Source organism: Streptomyces sp. NBRC 109706 (genome assembly GCF_000974485.1).
GTDB lineage: Bacteria > Actinomycetota > Actinomycetes > Streptomycetales > Streptomycetaceae > Streptomyces.
This window is the reverse complement of record NZ_BBOM01000012.1, coordinates 303025-319485: the sequence shown is the minus strand read 5'-3', so window position 1 is coordinate 319485 and position 16461 is coordinate 303025. Positions and strand designations below refer to the sequence as shown.

The 16461-nt window shown below is 65.4% G+C and carries 13 protein-coding genes and 2 pseudogenes; 5 read left to right on the top strand and 10 right to left on the bottom strand.

All coding sequences use genetic code 11. From position 1 onward, the window contains the following. On the bottom strand, positions 1-1973 hold a 1973-nt coding region (locus tag AOM46_RS36185; protein ID WP_158920744.1), incomplete at its 3' end, for an FtsK/SpoIIIE domain-containing protein. 2 nt (positions 1974-1975) lie between these two features. Beyond that, positions 1976-2313, bottom strand: a pseudogene (locus tag AOM46_RS28615) (hypothetical protein). A 143-nt stretch (positions 2314-2456) separates the two neighbouring features. Between AOM46_RS28615 and AOM46_RS35685 the strand changes: the two are divergent. The 4 genes and pseudogenes from AOM46_RS35685 to AOM46_RS34305 form a co-directional block, all read left to right on the top strand. Continuing rightward, positions 2457-2717 (top strand): annotated as a pseudogene (locus AOM46_RS35685) (winged helix-turn-helix domain-containing protein); the annotation flags it as partial. Positions 2718-2771: 54 nt separating this feature from the next. Next, complete coding sequence (locus AOM46_RS28610; protein ID WP_234314090.1) at positions 2772-3254, top strand: UTRA domain-containing protein; 483 nt, start codon at positions 2772-2774, stop codon at positions 3252-3254. A 582-nt stretch (positions 3255-3836) separates the two neighbouring features. Then, complete coding sequence (locus tag AOM46_RS32620) at positions 3837-5438, top strand: class I SAM-dependent DNA methyltransferase (RefSeq protein WP_158920742.1); 1602 nt, start codon at positions 3837-3839, stop codon at positions 5436-5438. Positions 5439-5444: 6 nt separating this feature from the next. Further along, positions 5445-6410 carry a hypothetical protein gene (locus tag AOM46_RS34305; protein WP_158920740.1) on the top strand — a complete coding sequence of 322 codons (966 nt, stop codon included), beginning with the start codon at positions 5445-5447 and terminating at the stop codon, positions 6408-6410. Positions 6411-7097: 687 nt separating this feature from the next. On the opposite strand, the gene AOM46_RS28600 is transcribed toward AOM46_RS34305, so the two are convergent. From AOM46_RS28600 to AOM46_RS28590, 3 genes are read right to left on the bottom strand one after another with little or no spacing between them, the layout of a single operon-like run. After that, positions 7098-7409: a hypothetical protein gene (locus AOM46_RS28600; protein ID WP_062216725.1), complete on the bottom strand. Its 312-nt coding sequence runs from the start codon at positions 7407-7409 to the stop codon at positions 7098-7100. After that, entirely contained in the window at positions 7406-7678 is a 273-nt protein-coding gene (locus tag AOM46_RS28595) for a hypothetical protein (RefSeq protein WP_062216722.1), read from the bottom strand. The genes AOM46_RS28600 and AOM46_RS28595 overlap by 4 nt, the downstream gene beginning before the upstream one ends. Positions 7679-7694: 16 nt before the next feature. Next, positions 7695-8240, bottom strand: a complete 546-nt coding sequence (locus AOM46_RS28590; protein WP_078857276.1) for a bifunctional DNA primase/polymerase — start codon at positions 8238-8240, stop codon at positions 7695-7697. Between the two features lie 382 nt (positions 8241-8622). Between AOM46_RS28590 and AOM46_RS28585 the strand changes: the two genes are divergently transcribed. After that, entirely contained in the window at positions 8623-9861 is a 1239-nt protein-coding gene (locus AOM46_RS28585; RefSeq protein ID WP_199824079.1) for a hypothetical protein, read from the top strand. An 8-nt stretch (positions 9862-9869) separates the two neighbouring features. Here the strand turns inward: AOM46_RS28585 and AOM46_RS28580 are convergent, their stop codons facing one another. The 5 genes from AOM46_RS28580 to AOM46_RS28560 all read right to left on the bottom strand — a co-directional run bounded on the left by AOM46_RS28580 (position 9870) and on the right by AOM46_RS28560 (position 16009). Then, positions 9870-10766, bottom strand: coding sequence for an aminoglycoside phosphotransferase family protein (locus AOM46_RS28580; RefSeq protein ID WP_062216857.1), 897 nt, complete (start codon positions 10764-10766; stop codon positions 9870-9872). A 732-nt stretch (positions 10767-11498) separates the two neighbouring features. After that, positions 11499-12032, bottom strand: a complete 534-nt coding sequence (locus AOM46_RS28575) for a hypothetical protein (RefSeq protein WP_062216713.1) — start codon at positions 12030-12032, stop codon at positions 11499-11501. A gap of 84 nt (positions 12033-12116) precedes the next feature. Next, a complete protein-coding gene (locus tag AOM46_RS28570) occupies positions 12117-14105 on the bottom strand; it encodes a hypothetical protein (protein ID WP_199824076.1) in 1989 nt (662 codons plus the stop codon). Next, positions 14102-15265: a 5'-methylthioadenosine/S-adenosylhomocysteine nucleosidase gene (locus tag AOM46_RS28565; RefSeq protein ID WP_062216710.1), complete on the bottom strand. Its 1164-nt coding sequence runs from the start codon at positions 15263-15265 to the stop codon at positions 14102-14104. The genes AOM46_RS28570 and AOM46_RS28565 overlap by 4 nt, the downstream gene beginning before the upstream one ends. Continuing rightward, positions 15266-16009, bottom strand: a complete 744-nt coding sequence (locus tag AOM46_RS28560) for an NUDIX domain-containing protein (protein WP_078857275.1) — start codon at positions 16007-16009, stop codon at positions 15266-15268. Positions 16010-16461: the final 452 nt, after the last annotated feature.

Sequence of the window (16461 nt, the reverse complement as noted above, 5' to 3'; positions counted from 1 at the left end):
GGCGCGGTGACGATCAGGTTCTTGACCTGCCGCTGCACGTCCGAGCGCTGCTGGACCGCGCTGCGGCGGGCGACCCGCAACGCCCGCAGGGCCTCGACCCGCCCGTCGCGGAACTTCGGTGTTCCCGTGCGGCGTTCGGCGAGCGCGGCCCGGGCCGCTGCCTCGGCGTCGACCGGGTCGGACTTGCCCTGCCACCGACGTGCCTTGCGGTCCGGGCGGTCGATCTCGACCACCCTCACGTCACTTTCACGCAGGTGGCGGGCGAGTCCGGCGCCGTAGGCGCCGGTGCCCTCGACCCCGACCACCAGCAGGGCCCCGAAGGACCGGAGCCAGGCCAGGAGCTTGCGGTAGCCGAGCGCGGAGGCGGGAAACTGGGCCGAGCCCAGGACCCGGCCCGCCGAGTCGATCGCGGCCGCGGTGTGGGTGTCCTTGTGGGTGTCGACGCCGCCGGTGACCTCGACCTCGTGCTGTGACATCGTGGGGTGTGCCGTCCTGTCCATTCGACCGGGTGGGTTGGCACCCGTCGGCCGGGAGGACGGACAAGACAGTGATGGGGCCTCTGGCCAGGCTCTTATGAAGTCACGTCCCCCGGCCCGACGGATGCGGGCGAGCGTCCCCCGGACAGAGCCGACAGATCCCGTTGAGGACCCTGAGTCAGTCAGGTGCTGGGTCAGACCCCGCCGGGGAACGCTCACGTACATCCTCACTGTCAGGTGCCTGTACTCGTTCGCGATCGCCTGTGCTTCCCGCTCCAAGACGAGGTGCGACCGGGCCCGTTCCCAGCTGCCCCCAGAGGCGAGGACAGCCGTTCCGGGTACGTCGGGTGCGATGGACTGAGCGGCGTGCAGGGCGTCGCGATGGAGGTCGCCGAGGGCCATCTCCGCCGTGCCCGAGTCGGTCACCCGGTGGCAGACCCGGCCACCGAGTTGGGATCGCAGCGCGGTCACGCCGGGGCCGAGATCAGAGCCGACGCGCTGCCCGGCGACGATGAGGAAGATCCCAAGCGCGGCCCCGAGTTGGGCCAGCCGGACCAGCGCGGTGGCCGCCGTCTGGGCGTCGTCCTTCTCCATGCGGTTGGCGACGAGGAACAGCTCGGCGATCTCGTCCACGATCACCACGACCGGAACCGGGCGCTTCTCCTCGGGCAGTCCCCACAGCGTGCGAACCCCCGCCGAGCGGCAGTGCTCCATCCGCTCCTGTGTCAGTCCGACCAGCGCGTTCAACAACCGGATGGCCTTGGCCCGGTCAGTGGCCAGAGCCGACAACCGTTGGACGAACAGGCTCAGTTCCATGCCGCCCTTGCAGTCGATGCCGACCAGGGCGACTCGCTGTGGTGCGAACCCCGAGACAAGAGCGTTGATCAGCGTGGACTTCCCCGAACGGGTCGCGCCGACGACGAGCCAGTGCGGCACTTGGCGTAGGTCGATGGCCCACGCGCCTCCCAACTCCAACACGCCAACGTCAACCCGCAGCAGGCGACCGGGGTCGCGCTGACGAGGAACGGAGGGGTGGCGCAGCGGGTCGGCGAACGTCGCGGAGACTCGCACGACGCCGGGGCGCTCCGTCGTGACGCGCACGGCGTGCATCTCCCAGTCGTGTGCCATGGCCGGCGCCGCCTTGACGAAGTCGTCCGGGACTTGACCCGGAAGAAGCCGGACCAGGAACCAGAAGCCACCGGCCGTCGGATGCATCCGCCCACGGCCTGGCACGCGAGGATTCGGCGGCGGTCCACCGCTGGTGACCAGGCCGGAGACGACTGCCAACGCGGCCTTGCGACTCTGTGCCAGCCCGCACGCGGCCATCAACGGACGCCACGTACGGACCACCCGCAGGGCCGCAGCGGGGAACCCGACGCACAACCACCAGGCCGCCGGGTGCTGTCGGCGCCAGGCCGGCCCCGCGACGAGTACCACCATCCCCAACACCGCTGTGAACACCAGCACCCAGGCCATCACGGCTTCCGTGACGGTCACCGTCACGCCCCCTTCCTGGACGACGGGGCGGACAGGGGCTTGATCTCGGTCGCGCGGAAGGCGACGCCGTGCCGGCCGTCGTTCTCCCACGGCGTGGCGACCAGGTCTCGCACCTGGACGGGCACGCCGAGCTGAACCCCGTTGGGCTCACCCGGCACGCTCACGTTGACGACATCGGCCGAGGCGCCAGCATGAGGCACAGGCCCACTTGGTAGACGGTCTTGCCGGTCTCCCGGTCCACGCGCAGCTGACCGGTCTCCCGGTTGGCGACTCGCGGGGCGGGGGGAACCGCGCAGAAGATCCCCGTGAACCTCGCGGTATCGATCGGTAGGGCAACCACAGTCTCAACTCCCTTCTCCTTGAGCCCGGGACGAGCGCCGTCCTGGGCTGGCTTCCACCCGTAGTACGGGCTGAGTCCAGAGTGGGAGCCGTAGTACGGGTTGTCAAGTGAGAGGGAGTGCGGGAAGCTGTCCAAGTGCCCCGATGCCACTTGCGCACGGCAGGTGCGGCACGTCACTGGAACGCTCATGGAGGCCCGGGATGCCCGCGAGGAACACCACGCCGAAGTATCGGCAAATCGCTGATCACCTGCGAGAAGGCATCCTGAACGGCGACTACCCGACCGGGCAGCCGCTCCCCTCCGAGGAGTCCCTCGCGAAGCAGTTCGGCGTGACGCGCCCCACAGTCCGTCAGGCTGTCGCGGAACTACGAGCCAATGGCCTGGTCGAAGTCCTCATGGGCCGAGGCATGTTCGTCCGCTCCCCACACGGGCGCCCCGCTCTGACACGGCCCCGGGGGGTGCGCCATGGTGCCGACGGCCGCTTCACCGAGGCCGATGGCCTCCGCTGGGAGAACGCCGAGGAACCAACCGCCACCCGCACCGACGCCCCGCTCGCGCTGGCCGACCTCCTGAGTGTGCCTCCCGGCGAACCCCTGTTCACCTACCAAGCACTTCAGACGGCCGACCGTGGCCGAGTGCGTCAACTCCAAGCCACCTACGTCCCGTTCTCCGTGCTTGTCGGTACGAAGTACGAGGAACAGGCACCACCGCCGGCGCCGCAGCTCTACGAGGCCCTGAGCGAACTGGGCTACGAACTCAACTTCACCGAATACGTCCGCACCCGAATGCCCCTGCCGGACCAGGCGCTCTCCCTCCGCCTCCCCGAAGGCGTCCCCCTGCTCCACATCCTCCGCGTGGCCCGTGGCGACGGCTCCAAGCCTCTGGCCCTGGAGGAGTTCCACCTCCCCGGCGACGACACCGAGCTGATGTACCGCCCCTGAAACCACCGTTGGCTCAAACTTCCTTTACTCCATCAAGGCCCACGCACGGCGCGGGCGCGCGCCGCATTTGCGGCGCGGCCTGCCTCCTGTCTTCGCCCCGGCTGGCCGCGCCCGGCGGCGCGCTCGGCGGCTGCGGGCAGAGGTGGGGAGACACCCTCTGTGGCTGGGGCGGTCGGCTCCACGGCTTTAGGCAGCCACTTTGGGGCGAGCCTCGCAGATCATGGCCCCAACGTCGTGTTTTAACGGGCAGGTCCACAGACTGCCCGACGCGCCGGAAGCTTACGGGGCCATGATCACTCGCCCCAAAGCGGCTCCAGCCCAAAGCCGCTCCGCCGACCTTCGGCTGTTGACAGCGTGGCAGCAACGAAGCCAGCTCTCGACATGTGCACGTCACTCCAGGGCCGACTCCGCTATGACGCGTGGCTGACGTTAGGCTCGAACGTGGCGCCTCTCCTATTGAACCTCCTCTCGGCGGTGGCTAGTCGCTCCAGGCTCGACCAGCTCCGTAGCGCACCGATCGGCCATGTCAGTCACTAAAGGTCACTAGACCTTACTGTCCGACGCAGCCGCTACAGTTGCGCCGTGACTGACGAAGCTGCCCTCTTCCGCACCCTCAGCGGCCCCGAGCACCAACAGGTGCGCCTTCCGACGATCAAAGCGCTCATCGAGTCGGGCTGGGATCACGGACAGCTCCGCTGGAAGCCCGAGTGGCGAGTGCCTCAGTCCCCTCACGATGCCGCAAAACGAGAAGGCGGCAAGTCTTTCGCCGGCTGGCCAGTTGATTTGGTCATCTTTGATGACCCTCAGCATGCGGGGGATTGGGAGCACATCCTCGCAATCTGTGAGTTCAAGCAGCCAACCCTCGCCGAGGGCGTTTCTCAGCTGGAGATTTATCTAGCTCGTGAGCCTCGCGCGCGCATGGGCTACTGGTCCAACGGATCGGACGACGTACGCGTATACAAGCTCGCTGACGGCACGTTCAAGAAGCTGCGAAATAAGGGACTCCCTCACCCCGGAGAGAACTTCTCGCAACCATCCGAGAAGCCCTTGACATACGGCGACTTGGTAACTCCTAAGCCTGGGCAACTTCGGACGTCATTTAAGCGCCTACTTGATGCCATCGTCGCTCGCGATAGCAAGTCAACCAGGTCGGAATCTCAACTCAACGAGCTATGCAATCTCCTGCTGCTCAAACTGGAATCTGACTCTATCGCCTTCTACGATAGCTCCAAGCCAGTCGCTTTTCAGCTTTCCCCACAGGGCGAGACAGCTACCGCCCGGGCCATGAAGGAACAGTTCAATAATCTAAAAAAGCTGCGCCCTGAAGTATTCGCTGAACATCGAGAAGGAAGTCTTGATCTAGACGATCACACCATCCAGGATGTAGTGTATGAACTTTCTAACCTCAATCTCCTGAACGTTGGCCCAGAAGCCATCTCTTCAGCGTTCCAGGTCTTTCGCCGGGCCAACCTCAAGGCCGGCGAAGGTCAGTACTTCACTCCTCAGCGAGTCATTTCCGCAGCCGTCAGAATGATGGACATCCGACTCGAGGACAAGATCATCGATCCCGCATGTGGAACCGGGGGATTCCTGACGGAAGCCTTCCTTTCTCTGGTACGGGAAATTCCTGAAGAGAAGGCAGCGCAAGCCCGAACATGGGCCCACCGTCAGGTGTACGGCGTGGACAAAGACTCCATCAACGTCAAGTTGACACGAGCTATTATGGTCGGTCTTGGTGATGGGTCGGTGAACGTTCACATTGGTGACTCTATTAGGGAAGACCGCTGGGCCAAGGACTACCAACACCTTCAGCAACCACTTACCGATGGGTCGTTTACTGTAGTCATCACAAACCCTCCTTTCGGAAAAAATTTGAAGGTGGGCAAGACTGATTCTCGACGCAATAAGTACACTATCGCCGCCGCTGCTAGCCGGAAGGCGGGTGAGTACGTCGACCTAGAAATCGGCCTAATCTTCCTTGAGCGCGCCTACCGGCTGCTGATGAAGGGAGGTCGGCTAGGTATCGTGCTCCCGGAAACCTACTTCTTCTCTCCGACTTACAAGTGGTTGCCGAACTGGCTAGAGGACCGCTTCGCCCTACGAGGCATTCTAAATATTCCCATGGAAGCGTTCCAAGGATTCTGCCGCGCTAAAACAAATTTCTACGTCTTCGAGAAGAAGTGATCCGCGATGCCACACAAGCCAGCATGGTTCCGTGAAGATAAGGTATTTGTCTCCTACGCGCCGACCGTAGGAATCAACAAGGACGGTGAGGAGCTACTTGTCGTAGATCCTGCAACCGGTCTGCGCACATCTGAGATCGACGATCAGATCCAAGCTGACGTCATCGCTCTTGTTGATAACCTAGAAACAACGGACACTAGTCGATGGATCGATCTGGGATCTCTAGGAGAGCAGCTCTTCGCCGTCCCTAATTACTTCGATGAACGATCAATCCGAGACTTCGAATCCATGATGGAGTCTCCGGAGTTCGAGGGATTCAGCAGTCAGGCAATCGGTGAATTGATTCGCTCGGGAATGCTGGAATCTTCGCACGGCCATGGAAGTCCTTCAGCGGACTTTCGTACGGGACACGTTCCGTACATCAAGGTGTCCGATATTCGAGCCGGACAGGTAAACATCAACCCGACAAATCGAGTCCCGGACGTGGTCGCTGAGAGATTCTGGAAGGGAAAAGAGTCAGGCCTCAAGGCCTTCGATCTCATCACCCCCATTAGGACCAGCAAGAACATCGGCGAGTTCGCCTTGATCATGCCCGGCCAAGAGCGAGTTGTCCTCACCAAGGAAGTTCTCGTCCTCCGCGCGTCCCAGACGGCACCGTTCGATAATTTCTACCTCCTCTGGGCAATGACCCTGAAGACGGTTCGACGCCAGTGGGATCGAATCGTCTTCATGCAAACCAATCGTGAAGACGTCGGCAAACGCTACGAGGAAATCCGCATCCCAGTCCCCCCCGCCAAAGAAGTAGCGGATAATCATTCGAAGGCATTCCGGGATTACTATCTTGGAACGCAAAAACTAAGGGACGACTTCCTGACCTACTTGGCCGGGGAAGATAAGCACTACATCTTCATGTCTTCTGCCGTAGCGTCAGTCGATGAAATTGTGGATGCCGACGAGACTGAGACCGAGTAGATAGAGTCAGCACCATTCTGCAATGCGCAACTCTTACCTCATCGCGGCCCGCCCATCGCGGTTGGCCCCGAGCTGATCACCCATGTTCCTAATGCGACAGGCCGACCTCCGTGGACCATCCGTGGACTGCTCCTGGCGAGTAGAACTTTTGCAAGGCCTTGGCCAGCGCCTTTGAGCCAGCCTCACAGGCCCTTCGGAGCCGTGTGCTTGGGCGTCGGCCGTCTCAGTTTTCGTCTCATTCGCCAGCGCCCACACCCGTTCAGTGCGGTGCGGCGGTGGCGTCCGGGTGGCGCCGCCGGACGGGCGTAGACGCAGTTGAACGACGGCGTACGACCGTGAGCAGCCCACCAACAGACTAGGAAAGCATGTTGGTGGGAACCCAGCCCTCTCGGACAGCAGGCGCCGCCGGCCGGTGGTGCGGAGCGCCTTGGTTGCGGTACAGCAGAGGAGTACAGCAACTGCCACGACCGGAGCCAGCGGCCGTCGGCCCCAGGCAGCTGACTGACCAGCCTGGGAGACCTAACCCCGCCCGTAGTTCGCAACGAGGGGGTATCTCGGTGTCGGTCATGGAGAAGTGGGAAAGGCCCCGCGTGGCACCGCTCAGGGGGATTGAGGCGGTGCTGCGCGGGGCCGGGGTCCGAGCGGGTGGGACCGACATGCGGCCCAGCACGTACGGGAGTTGGGGCGTCAGCCCGTGGTTGTCGGTGGTTCTTCCTCCGCGTTGGTCTTGTGGAGGAGTTCGTTGGTGAGGCCCGCCATGATCAGGGTGGCCAGGGCTTCGGCGGTTGTCGGGCGGATGGTGCCGAGGCGGACGACGCCTTCGCCGAAGACGTTGACGTCGGCCTTGAGTTGGGGGAAGAGAGCGGCGAGGTCGAGGGTGTGGAGTTGCGCGGCAAGGTGGTCCGTCGCCCGTTTTGCCTCCGCCCAGCCACGGACGTACGGGGTATCGACGTTCAGGTCGGTGGCGCTGCGCGCGCAGACTCCGCGTGGGTCGGTCATGGGGTCCTTCCTCCCGAACCGCTGGTGTTCTGGTGTTCCTGGCCACAGTTGAGGCCCGTCCGGATCAGTTCCGCGAGGCGTTCGGCCGTGTGCGGGGAGATGCGGCCCAGCTCGATCAGCCCCATGCCGAACGCGTTCAGGTCGGCCCGCAGGTAAGGGAACTCGCTGTCGAGGCCGGCCGCGATCAGGACGTCGCGGAGTCCGGCGACGGCATCGCGGGCCGCGTACCACTCGCGGCTGTGGATCGGGGACCAGGTGGCCGCGTCCATCGGAAGATCGTCGTCCCTACTGGTCACGGTCCGTTCCTTTCCCGCTGTCGTCAGCGGTGCGCCGTGACAGCGCTTCGCCGTAGCGATCGGCGCGGATGACGAGTTCGTGGGCGGCGACGAGCATCGCGGCCAGGGTGACGGCGTGGGTCGGGGTGTTGTCCAGCCGCTTCGCCGGGGCTCGGAGCCACGTGTAGCGGTCGCCGGACAACGGCATAGGGCCCGGGACAACGGCCAGGCTGTTCGTTCCCAAGTAGCGGTAGGTGGGCGGCTCGGAGCTTTCGGAGGCGAGCGTGCGGTCGAACGGTGCACGCGAGCCCGGGAAGAGGAAGAAGCCGATCTGGCGCGTCGCCCAGTCCGCCATCACCGGTCCCACGGGCATCTGGTGCCGCTCCAGTTGATCGAACGTCTCCACGCCGATCCGCTGCTCCAGCACCACCACATCGAAGAGTCGGCCCGTCGGCAGCGCGTACGGTCGGCGGGGATCGTCCGCCCACACCTCGCGGCACCGTTCCGGCAGGTCCGCCGCCTCGGACAGCCAGCCGAGTCCTCGCCGCGTCATCATCTGCACGCCACCTTCACCTCACTCTGAGCCAGTTGAGCGGCCCGCCGACCGCCGTGTGACCAGCTTCGGTTCCCCGGCACGCGCCCGGGAGACGACGGCGGGTGACGAGGGATGACGTGTCACCCGGCCTGGCGTCATCCCCCGTCACCGGCCAAGCGGGCGGCTACCGAGGGGAGTTGCTTCACAGTGAGGCCGTGGCTCCGTACAGTCAGAAGTCAGTGGCATCCGAAGGGGGCGGGGGAGCATGACGGACGGTCCGGCGTCTTCCGGACACCTCCTGCGGCAGGCGAGAAAGAGGCGCGGATGGGGCCAGCTTCGGTTGGTCCGAGAAATGCGCACGGCCGCAGCCCAGCAGGGGAGGTCGCTGCCGGCCGACGCCAGCGTGAAGCGGCGGATCGCGAGTTGGGAGAACGGCCACAGTGTCCCCGACGAGTTCTACGGGCCGATCCTCTCCAAGGCCCTGGGCATGAGCGCTGCCGAGCTAGGGTTGAACCACCTCGGCGGACATGACGCGCGGTTGCTCGATACCGGATACCCGGCGACGGTCGAGAGCGCCATCACCTCCGTCACTCAACTCTGGCGTGCCGATCTCAACGGCTACGAACCGCTGCTCACTTCACAGCCCTCCGAACCGACCTGGCACGAGGCGTCCGTGACATGGCTGGTTGCTCCCGAGCCCGCGCCGCTGTCAGCGGAGCGCGGCTCCGGGGTGCGGGTCGGCCTGGCCGATGTCGCGGCGATCAAGACGACAACGGATCTGTTCTCGCAGCTGGACGACCGTTTCGGCGGGGACCACGCGCGGCACTCAGTGATCCACTACCTCAGCCGGGACGTGAGTCCGCTCCTCTCCGGGCAGTACAAGGAGGCGGTGGGGCGGGCACTGTTCTCCACCGCCGCCGAATCCACGTTGCTCGCCGGCTGGATGTCCTATGACGCCTGTCATCACGGCTTGGCCCAGCGGTATTTCCTCCAGGCGCTCCGGCTCGCCCAGGACGGGGCCGATCGCCGGCTCGCCGGAAGCATCCTGTCGGCGATGAGTCACCAGGCGACGTTCCTCGGCCGGTACACCGAGGCAGCGACGCTCGCCCGCGCCGCCCGCATGGGCATTGCCCGTGTCGCGACGCCGACGTTCATGGCCCAGTTCCACGCGATGGAGGCCCGCGCGCTGGCCCGTACGGGAGACGCACGCGCGTGCGAGATGGCCCTTGCCGAGGCGACCAGGGCGCTGGAGAGTCGGAACAACGCCGACGAACCCGAGTGGATCACCTACTTCGACGAGGCGGAGCTGGCCGCCGAGGCCGCCCACTGCTTCCGCGATGTCAACAGCGCCCGGCAAGCTGTCGCCCACGCGCAGAACGCCATGAGCGGGTCTCATGTCCGTAGCGACTTCTTCGCCACCATGGTCTTGGCCGACGCCCATCTCCGTGCCGGGGACGTCGAGGAGGCATGTCGCGTGGCGTTGGACGCGCTTGACCTGGGGGAGCAGCTCAAGTCGGCCCGCTGCGTCAGCTACCTCGCCGAGTTCCGCGAGCACCTGGCCCGGGTGGGCGACACCTCGGCGACCCGTGACTTCTACGAGCAGGCCGCCGAACACCGCCTCTGGCTTGCCACCGGCCGGTAGCCCGCACGTTAGAACGGCTGCCAGTCGCGCCGGCTGCCGTCGGTGCGCAATGTGTGGAGACGACGCCGAAACTCGTCGGCCGACTTGGGGTCGCCGGATGTTCGGGTGCCCAGCCACAGCGTCATCATCAGCTCGCGGATATCGGCCAGCACCTCGTAGCCGGGCCAGTTCATCAGCTCGAAGCCGTAGTGATAGACGAACGACTCGTACTCCGCCTTGGTGTGCCAGCCGAACCGTTCGTAGTAGAGCGACGTCAGCACCAGATCCCATTCGCGGTGGCCCAGGGCGAAGCTGTCCAGGTCGATCAGGATCGGGTGGCCCTGCCGACGACGGAGCGCGTTGCCCACGTTCGCGTCACCGTGGATCGCCCCGAAGGGAAGCACGAAGTCCACCCGGCTCAGGTCTTTCTGGAGCCGGGCGGCCCGCTGTTCCAGGAACTCCCGGTCGTGCTGCGAGACATCGGTCAGTGCCCGCATTCCCTCGGCGACACGGGAGAACGGGTCGTAGTACGGCAGGCCCAGTGACTCCGGCTCCTCCAGCCAGTGCAGCCGCTTCAGCAGGTCCCCCAACTCGTCCAACCGCGCGTACTCCACGCTGTCCTGGGCGCTCTCCCAGTACGTCACCACCCGACCGCCGACGACAGTCGGTTGGGCCACACCGGGTACGAGGCGGGTTGCCGGGTAGTCCTCCGACTCCAGCCAACGGGCGACCGCGACGCCCCGTTTCATCTCTTCGACGGCGTGCGGGTCCTGGGCGATTCGGACGATGACGGGGGAGGAGGCCAGCCGGAACACCGCGTTCGAGCCGAGCCGCAGCAGCTCGGCTCCGCCCGCGTCCAGCGTCGCGGCGGCACATGCCTCAGTGAGAACGTCACGTGCCACGCCCTCCGTGAACTCCGACGCCATCCAGCGCACCTCCAGGACCGGTGATCCTTCGACGCTACCCCCGGTCACCTGCCCGCAGACAGGTCCACCGTCGCATCATGGCGCGATCTGACCACCGCTCACCGCCGCGAGGCGCTGAGGGGGCGCGTTCAGGTTGGTTGTCGAACGCGCCCCAGAGCCCCGCATCGACCGGTTGTGCGTCCTGTCTGCTGCACCCGGAGCGGGCCAGGGTGGCGACGGGGCCGGTGGCCGCCGGCCCGGTCACGGATCTTCGAGGAGGAAGCTGGTGCCCAAGCAGTTGTTCAAATGTGGCCACAGGACCAAGAAGGGCACGGCATGCCGGAAGGAGCCCATGACGGGCACATCTCGGTGCGAGCAACATCAGGGCTCGTTGACGTCCTACGCCGTCGCTCGACACAAGAAGCGTGAGGCGAAGAAGGCCGGCAAGTGCCGTAAGAAGTGACCCGGGAGGGCGCCGTTCCTGACATCCATCGCTGACATCAACGGGCCCGGACGAGGACGGACCGGCGGGGACCGTGGCGTACGGACGGGCGTGGCGTCCGCCCGTCGGGCGGGGTGTCGGTCCGAACTCCTAAAGCGGGTGTCGCAGGTTCGAATCCTGCCGGGGGCACCAGCGTGAACGCCCCGGAGCGTCTCTGCTCCGGGGCGTTCGGCCCGGGGGAGCGGCCGGTGCGTGTCGCGCGGTGCGAGGGGGAGGGTGCCGGGCGGCCGGGTGCTGGCCGGGGGGCAGCGCTACCACTCCGCGTAGCGCAGGAACTGCCAGCCCAGAACGGCCAGGGCAAGTGTCTGTGTGAGGGACGCGATCAAGAGCGGCGGCGGGGTGGTGGGGGAGCACCAGAACGTTGTCACGCAGGCCATGGGTAGGGCCAAGAACGTGAACAGATCCACCGCGGTCTGTAGTCGCTTGCGCGTGGTGCGTCTTTCATCGCCGCGATGGTAGGTCTCCCAGCCGAACACCGCGCCGCTGGCACCGCTCAGCTCGGCCAACCGCGGTCCCAGCTGGTCGCGGATGTAGCACCCGACCGCGGAGATCTTCTCGTCGTTGACCAGGTAGGTCCAGCCGAGTACCAGGCAGATCACCGGGATGACGAGCAGCAGTCGAGCCTGCGTGGTCTGGACGGCGATCGCGAGGACGGCGGTGGACGCGGCGAGTGTGAAGTAGAGCAGATTGTCGCGGAACCCTATGCGGGTCTTCTGCTCCTCCTTGATGCGGTCGTACTCGGCCAGCAACAGTCTGCTCTCGGTGACGTCTTCTGTGGCGGCCATGGACGGCTCCTCAGCTCGACTCCGGCGGGACTGGTGAGTGGGTGGGGAAGGGACCGGTGCTCCGGTCCCTTCCCCACCGCGGGCTCAGTCGGCGGTACGGAAGGACGGCAGGTTCTTGGGGTTGTTTCTCTCGATCCAACCCTTTCCGTCGGCAGCGATTCCTTCCAGGAGACGGAAGGCGTGGATGAACCCACTCGCGTTGAGGCTGATGTCGGCCAGTTCCTGGGCGTTTTCATCCGGTGCCAGTTGATGGGTGTCAGCGTCTTTGACGCGGATGTTTCTGGCCGGCCCGTTGGTCAGGATGAGTTCCAGGTCGTAGCCGACACGGGAACTCTCTGTAACCTGCACTGAGGACAGCGCGTCGAAACGGTAGTTGCTTCGCTGCTGCTCGTTCCCGCGCTTCGCGTCGGTGAAATCGAACTCCGTGCTGATCTCCCGAACACCGTCCTGTGTGACCAGGAAAAGACGGAAGCTGTAGCGCGAGTATCGCCAGGGACCGCCCTTCACGCGGCCTCGTTTGTAGGGACGCGCGGGTGTCAGCAGGATGGTATGGGTGATCAGATCGTGCCAGGTGAGCTGGTAGTGGCGGAGCGCTTCGTCGACGAAGAGCGTCTTGTCGCAGGTGAGCCAGGTCTCCATTTCCAGCTCACTGGGCCGCATGGCGTCCAGGAACGACTTCCACTTCTGGTAGGCGACTCGCCGAGTTGTCAACTGCTCCTGGTACTCCTGGGTTTCCTTGGCCAACCGGAGCTCTTCGCCCTGGGCCACCAGCCAGGAGGCAACGGCCGCGCGTCCGGATACGACCGCTCCGGCCAATGCCAGGGTGGCCAGCGGCATCTGCGACGTGCCGGCACCTGAGGCCGCTGTTTCGAGAAGTGCCAGAGCCGCGCCGCCGAGAGCGGCGAGGGCGACCACGCACAGCGCCTTCGCCACCAACGGCGTCTGGTTCCGATCGCGGTCGTCGAACAGGGTGCCCTTGTTGTAGCGGTCCCGAGCGTCCTCGGCGAGATAGCGGATCAGCCAGTTGACCCGGTCCACGCTGATGCGGCTCTCGCGGTAGAGAAGAGCGATCTCAGTGGCGAGCCTGTCGCGGATGTGGATGGTGCGATCACGCCATTCGTGAGGCGTGAATCCCTGAGGCGTGCGAACACTGAAGTAGTGGTCGAACGAATGGCGGACCCGATTGGTGAACCCGCCACCGGTGGAGGTGGGATCCTGCGTTTGTGGGGTGTGGGGCTCCCGGGCCTGGGTCCTTCGTTGTTGTTCCTGGTGCCACCACTGCGGACCGAATTGAGTAGCGGTCAGACCCGCAGCGATGCCCACCAGTAACTCGATGAAGGCCTCAGACGGATCCGCGGCCAGCGCGAGGGCCCAGAGGAAGGCCGTGACGATGACGAAGGCGCCGGCTCGAAGAGGAAAGGCCGCTTGGGCGGCGGCAGCGGTGCCGGGGCGGGGTGGCATGGCCCGTGGTCCGATGGGCTCGGGTTCGAAATACGCCCAGACCCGGTTGACTCGGTCGTTCTCGAAACGAGCTGCCTCGGCCCGCTCTCGGTTCTCGGCCCACAGGCTGTCCTTCAGCCCTCCGGTGAGGACGAGGTCGAGGTGGTGGACGATCGCGTCACGTCGGCGAGGCGACAGGGCCTGCAACCGCTCCGATATGCGCTCCGTTTCGCCGACCGCGGTGCCGAGCATCGCCAGCAGTTCGAAAGCCACCCGAAGGGCGTCTTTCCACTCTCCCTCGGCATAGGTCCGCACGAGCCCGGAGGCATGGTGCAGACGCTGGACCTCCTCGGTGCTGAGGTCGTGGTAGGCGCGAGCGCTGAGCATGGCGAGCACCCAGTGGAAACGCACTTCGGCGCTGTCGTATCCGTGCGCGATCGCGTCGCTGATCATGTCGCGGGCCCGGCTGGGGACGCCATCCTCCAGAAACCGCACACCGACCTTGTACTTTTCCTGAGGCGACGCGTCCGGGTGGACGAAGTAGACGTTGGAGTCGTGTACGGTCTCGGCCTGGATTCCGATGGTGGAGTTGTAAGCGGCCGAAATGTGCTGGGCACCGCTGCCGTCATTCATGACAAGTTGCCTGCCGCGACGACCATGGGGGCCAGCCTGGCCGTCAACTCGGGAGAATCCGCGATCAGACCACGTAACCTCTTGAGCGCCATAGTCGTCTTCCTTGAGGTCTCGGGGGAGTTCTCGCCCGCGGCCTGGCGGGCGAAGCGAAGCTCGACCAGTGCCTCCTGGTAGGTGTCGCCGTCGAGTGCTCCCTCAAGGTGGTGGCGCTTCATGTGCTCACGGAAACCATCCAGGTCCGCGGCCAGGCCAGTCGAACTGGTGGTCTGCGGGGCCGCGTTCATGAAGACGCTGCTCTCCTTGACCGAACCGGCCATGATGCCGATCGTGCTGTTATGGGCGGTGTTGCTGATGTGCTCCTGCGTTCTGCCGCCCGTCTGGGGCTGATCCGCTTGAGACATTGCGATCTGCTCCTGTTCTGCTACCAGTTCCACGGCCAGCCGGGTGGCGAATGCCGCCGCGTTCGCCGCGGCCTGTGGTTGCCAGTTACGGTCGTTCGCGCTGCTCTTTGTGCCGTCCGCCCGGTCGCTGATTCCCCGGATGATGGCCACAGGCGCTCCGTTGAGATGACCGGCCTGCGCTACGCCGGCGGCCTCCATCTCGATCGCGAGCGCGTCGTTGTAGTGCTGCCGAATCCACCGTGCCTCGGCCGAGATCTTCGAGTTCTGTACGACCTCGCCCGCGGCGATGGCGCCGAAGCGCACCTGCGGCACGCGCTCACGGTCGGGCAGGTCGCCGGCCCAGTCGTCCACGCGGGCCAGGTGCGAGCCGAGTTGCTGGATCCCGTGCGCCGTCTCCCATACCCGGGGACGGGACTTGAGGCCGTCGTCCTCGCTGGTTCCGCCGTGGTAGGCGTAAACATGGGTCGCCATCACGACGTCGCCCAGTCTGGCGGTCTCCCACAGGGCGCCGGCGACTCCGACGAACAACAGGGCCACCGGCGAGAACTCCTGTATCGCCCGCTCGGCGATGACCGCGGCCGACTGGTTCCCCTTGTTCGTCAAACCCAGCACGATGCGACACGAAGTGCCCTGTACGGTTCCCACCTCGAAACGCGTACCGCGCTTGTGGCGATGGACCTCAGGACCGGTCAGTCTCTGGCGCATGGCCTGGTATTCGAGATTGAGCGCAGTGAGGATCACCACCGGGTCCTTCGACATCTAATTCCCTTTCTCTCTCAGGTCTTTTTCCGCTCCGGACGGCACGGGCCGGATCAATGGCGGGAACAACGTCGTCGTTGGCCCGGCGCGGTACAGTCGTGCGGGCCGCCCTCCTGTGGCCCTGCGTTCCGACCCTGCGGGGATGATGAACCCCTTGATGGTCTGGATCTTGCGGTAGAAATTGCGGGTGTCGAGTTCGGTTCCCCAAACCGCTTCGTAGACCTGCTGCAACTCGACAATGGTGAAAACATCTGCGCAGAAGGCCGTGGCCAGTGCCGAGAATTCGAGCTTGGTGCGGGCGCGTTCGACTCCGTCCTTCACGATCTGGCGATGGTCGAAGGCCAGTTCCATCGCCCCGGACAGGACGGATTCCGCAGGAGCCCACGCCGCGTCCCTGGCGTCCGTTCCCGCCACCGGTTCGGGTAGCTCAGGCGCGATCGCCAAATGGGCCACGGAAACGACGCGTCCCCGTGGGTCGCGGCCCGCGCCGCCGTAGGTGGCGAGTTGCTCAAGATGCACCTCCCCGGCGACGAGGGAGGTTTCCTCGCGCAACTCGCGGTAGGCGGCGTCCAGGATCTCCTCGCCGCCGTGATTGAGGAATCCGCCGGGCAGAGCCGGCATGCCCTGAAAAGGATCTTCGCTCCGCTCCACAAGGAGTACACACAGCTCCCTCTCGCGCAGCGTCAGGATCACGAGATCGACTGTCAGTAGCACCGGTGTGGGGACCCATGCGTCAGCTTGCATGAGGCGAACCGTACTGTGCTTCCTGTCGTTCTGACAAGAAGTGCAGGTGGGTGGTCGTTGGTGCTCTGGCGTCGCGTGGGGTCAGCGCTTCTGAGGGGGCGCTATGCGGCTTATGCCTGTTTCGCCTTCGGAGTCGTGCTCTGCGCCGGGCCCCTTCCAGGTAGCCGGAGGCTTCCGCAATGCCGTACGAGCGGTTTCCAGCCGTGCCTATCGCGTCGGCACAGGAGCTTCCGGGGGTGTCCCGCGAGATCTTCGTCGCCTCGGCCACCAGGTCAACGACGCCGCTCGTCTGTTCCGATCCCCCGGTGGCCAGTCCACCGCGCCGATTCCTGACCACCGCTGGCTCACCGATTGGAGACCGCTCGGCGGGCAGTGTATGAGTGGGATCAGCGTGCCGGACGGATCGCAGAAGTACCCTGAACGCACGGGATCGGGCCCGCGACACAGTGTCT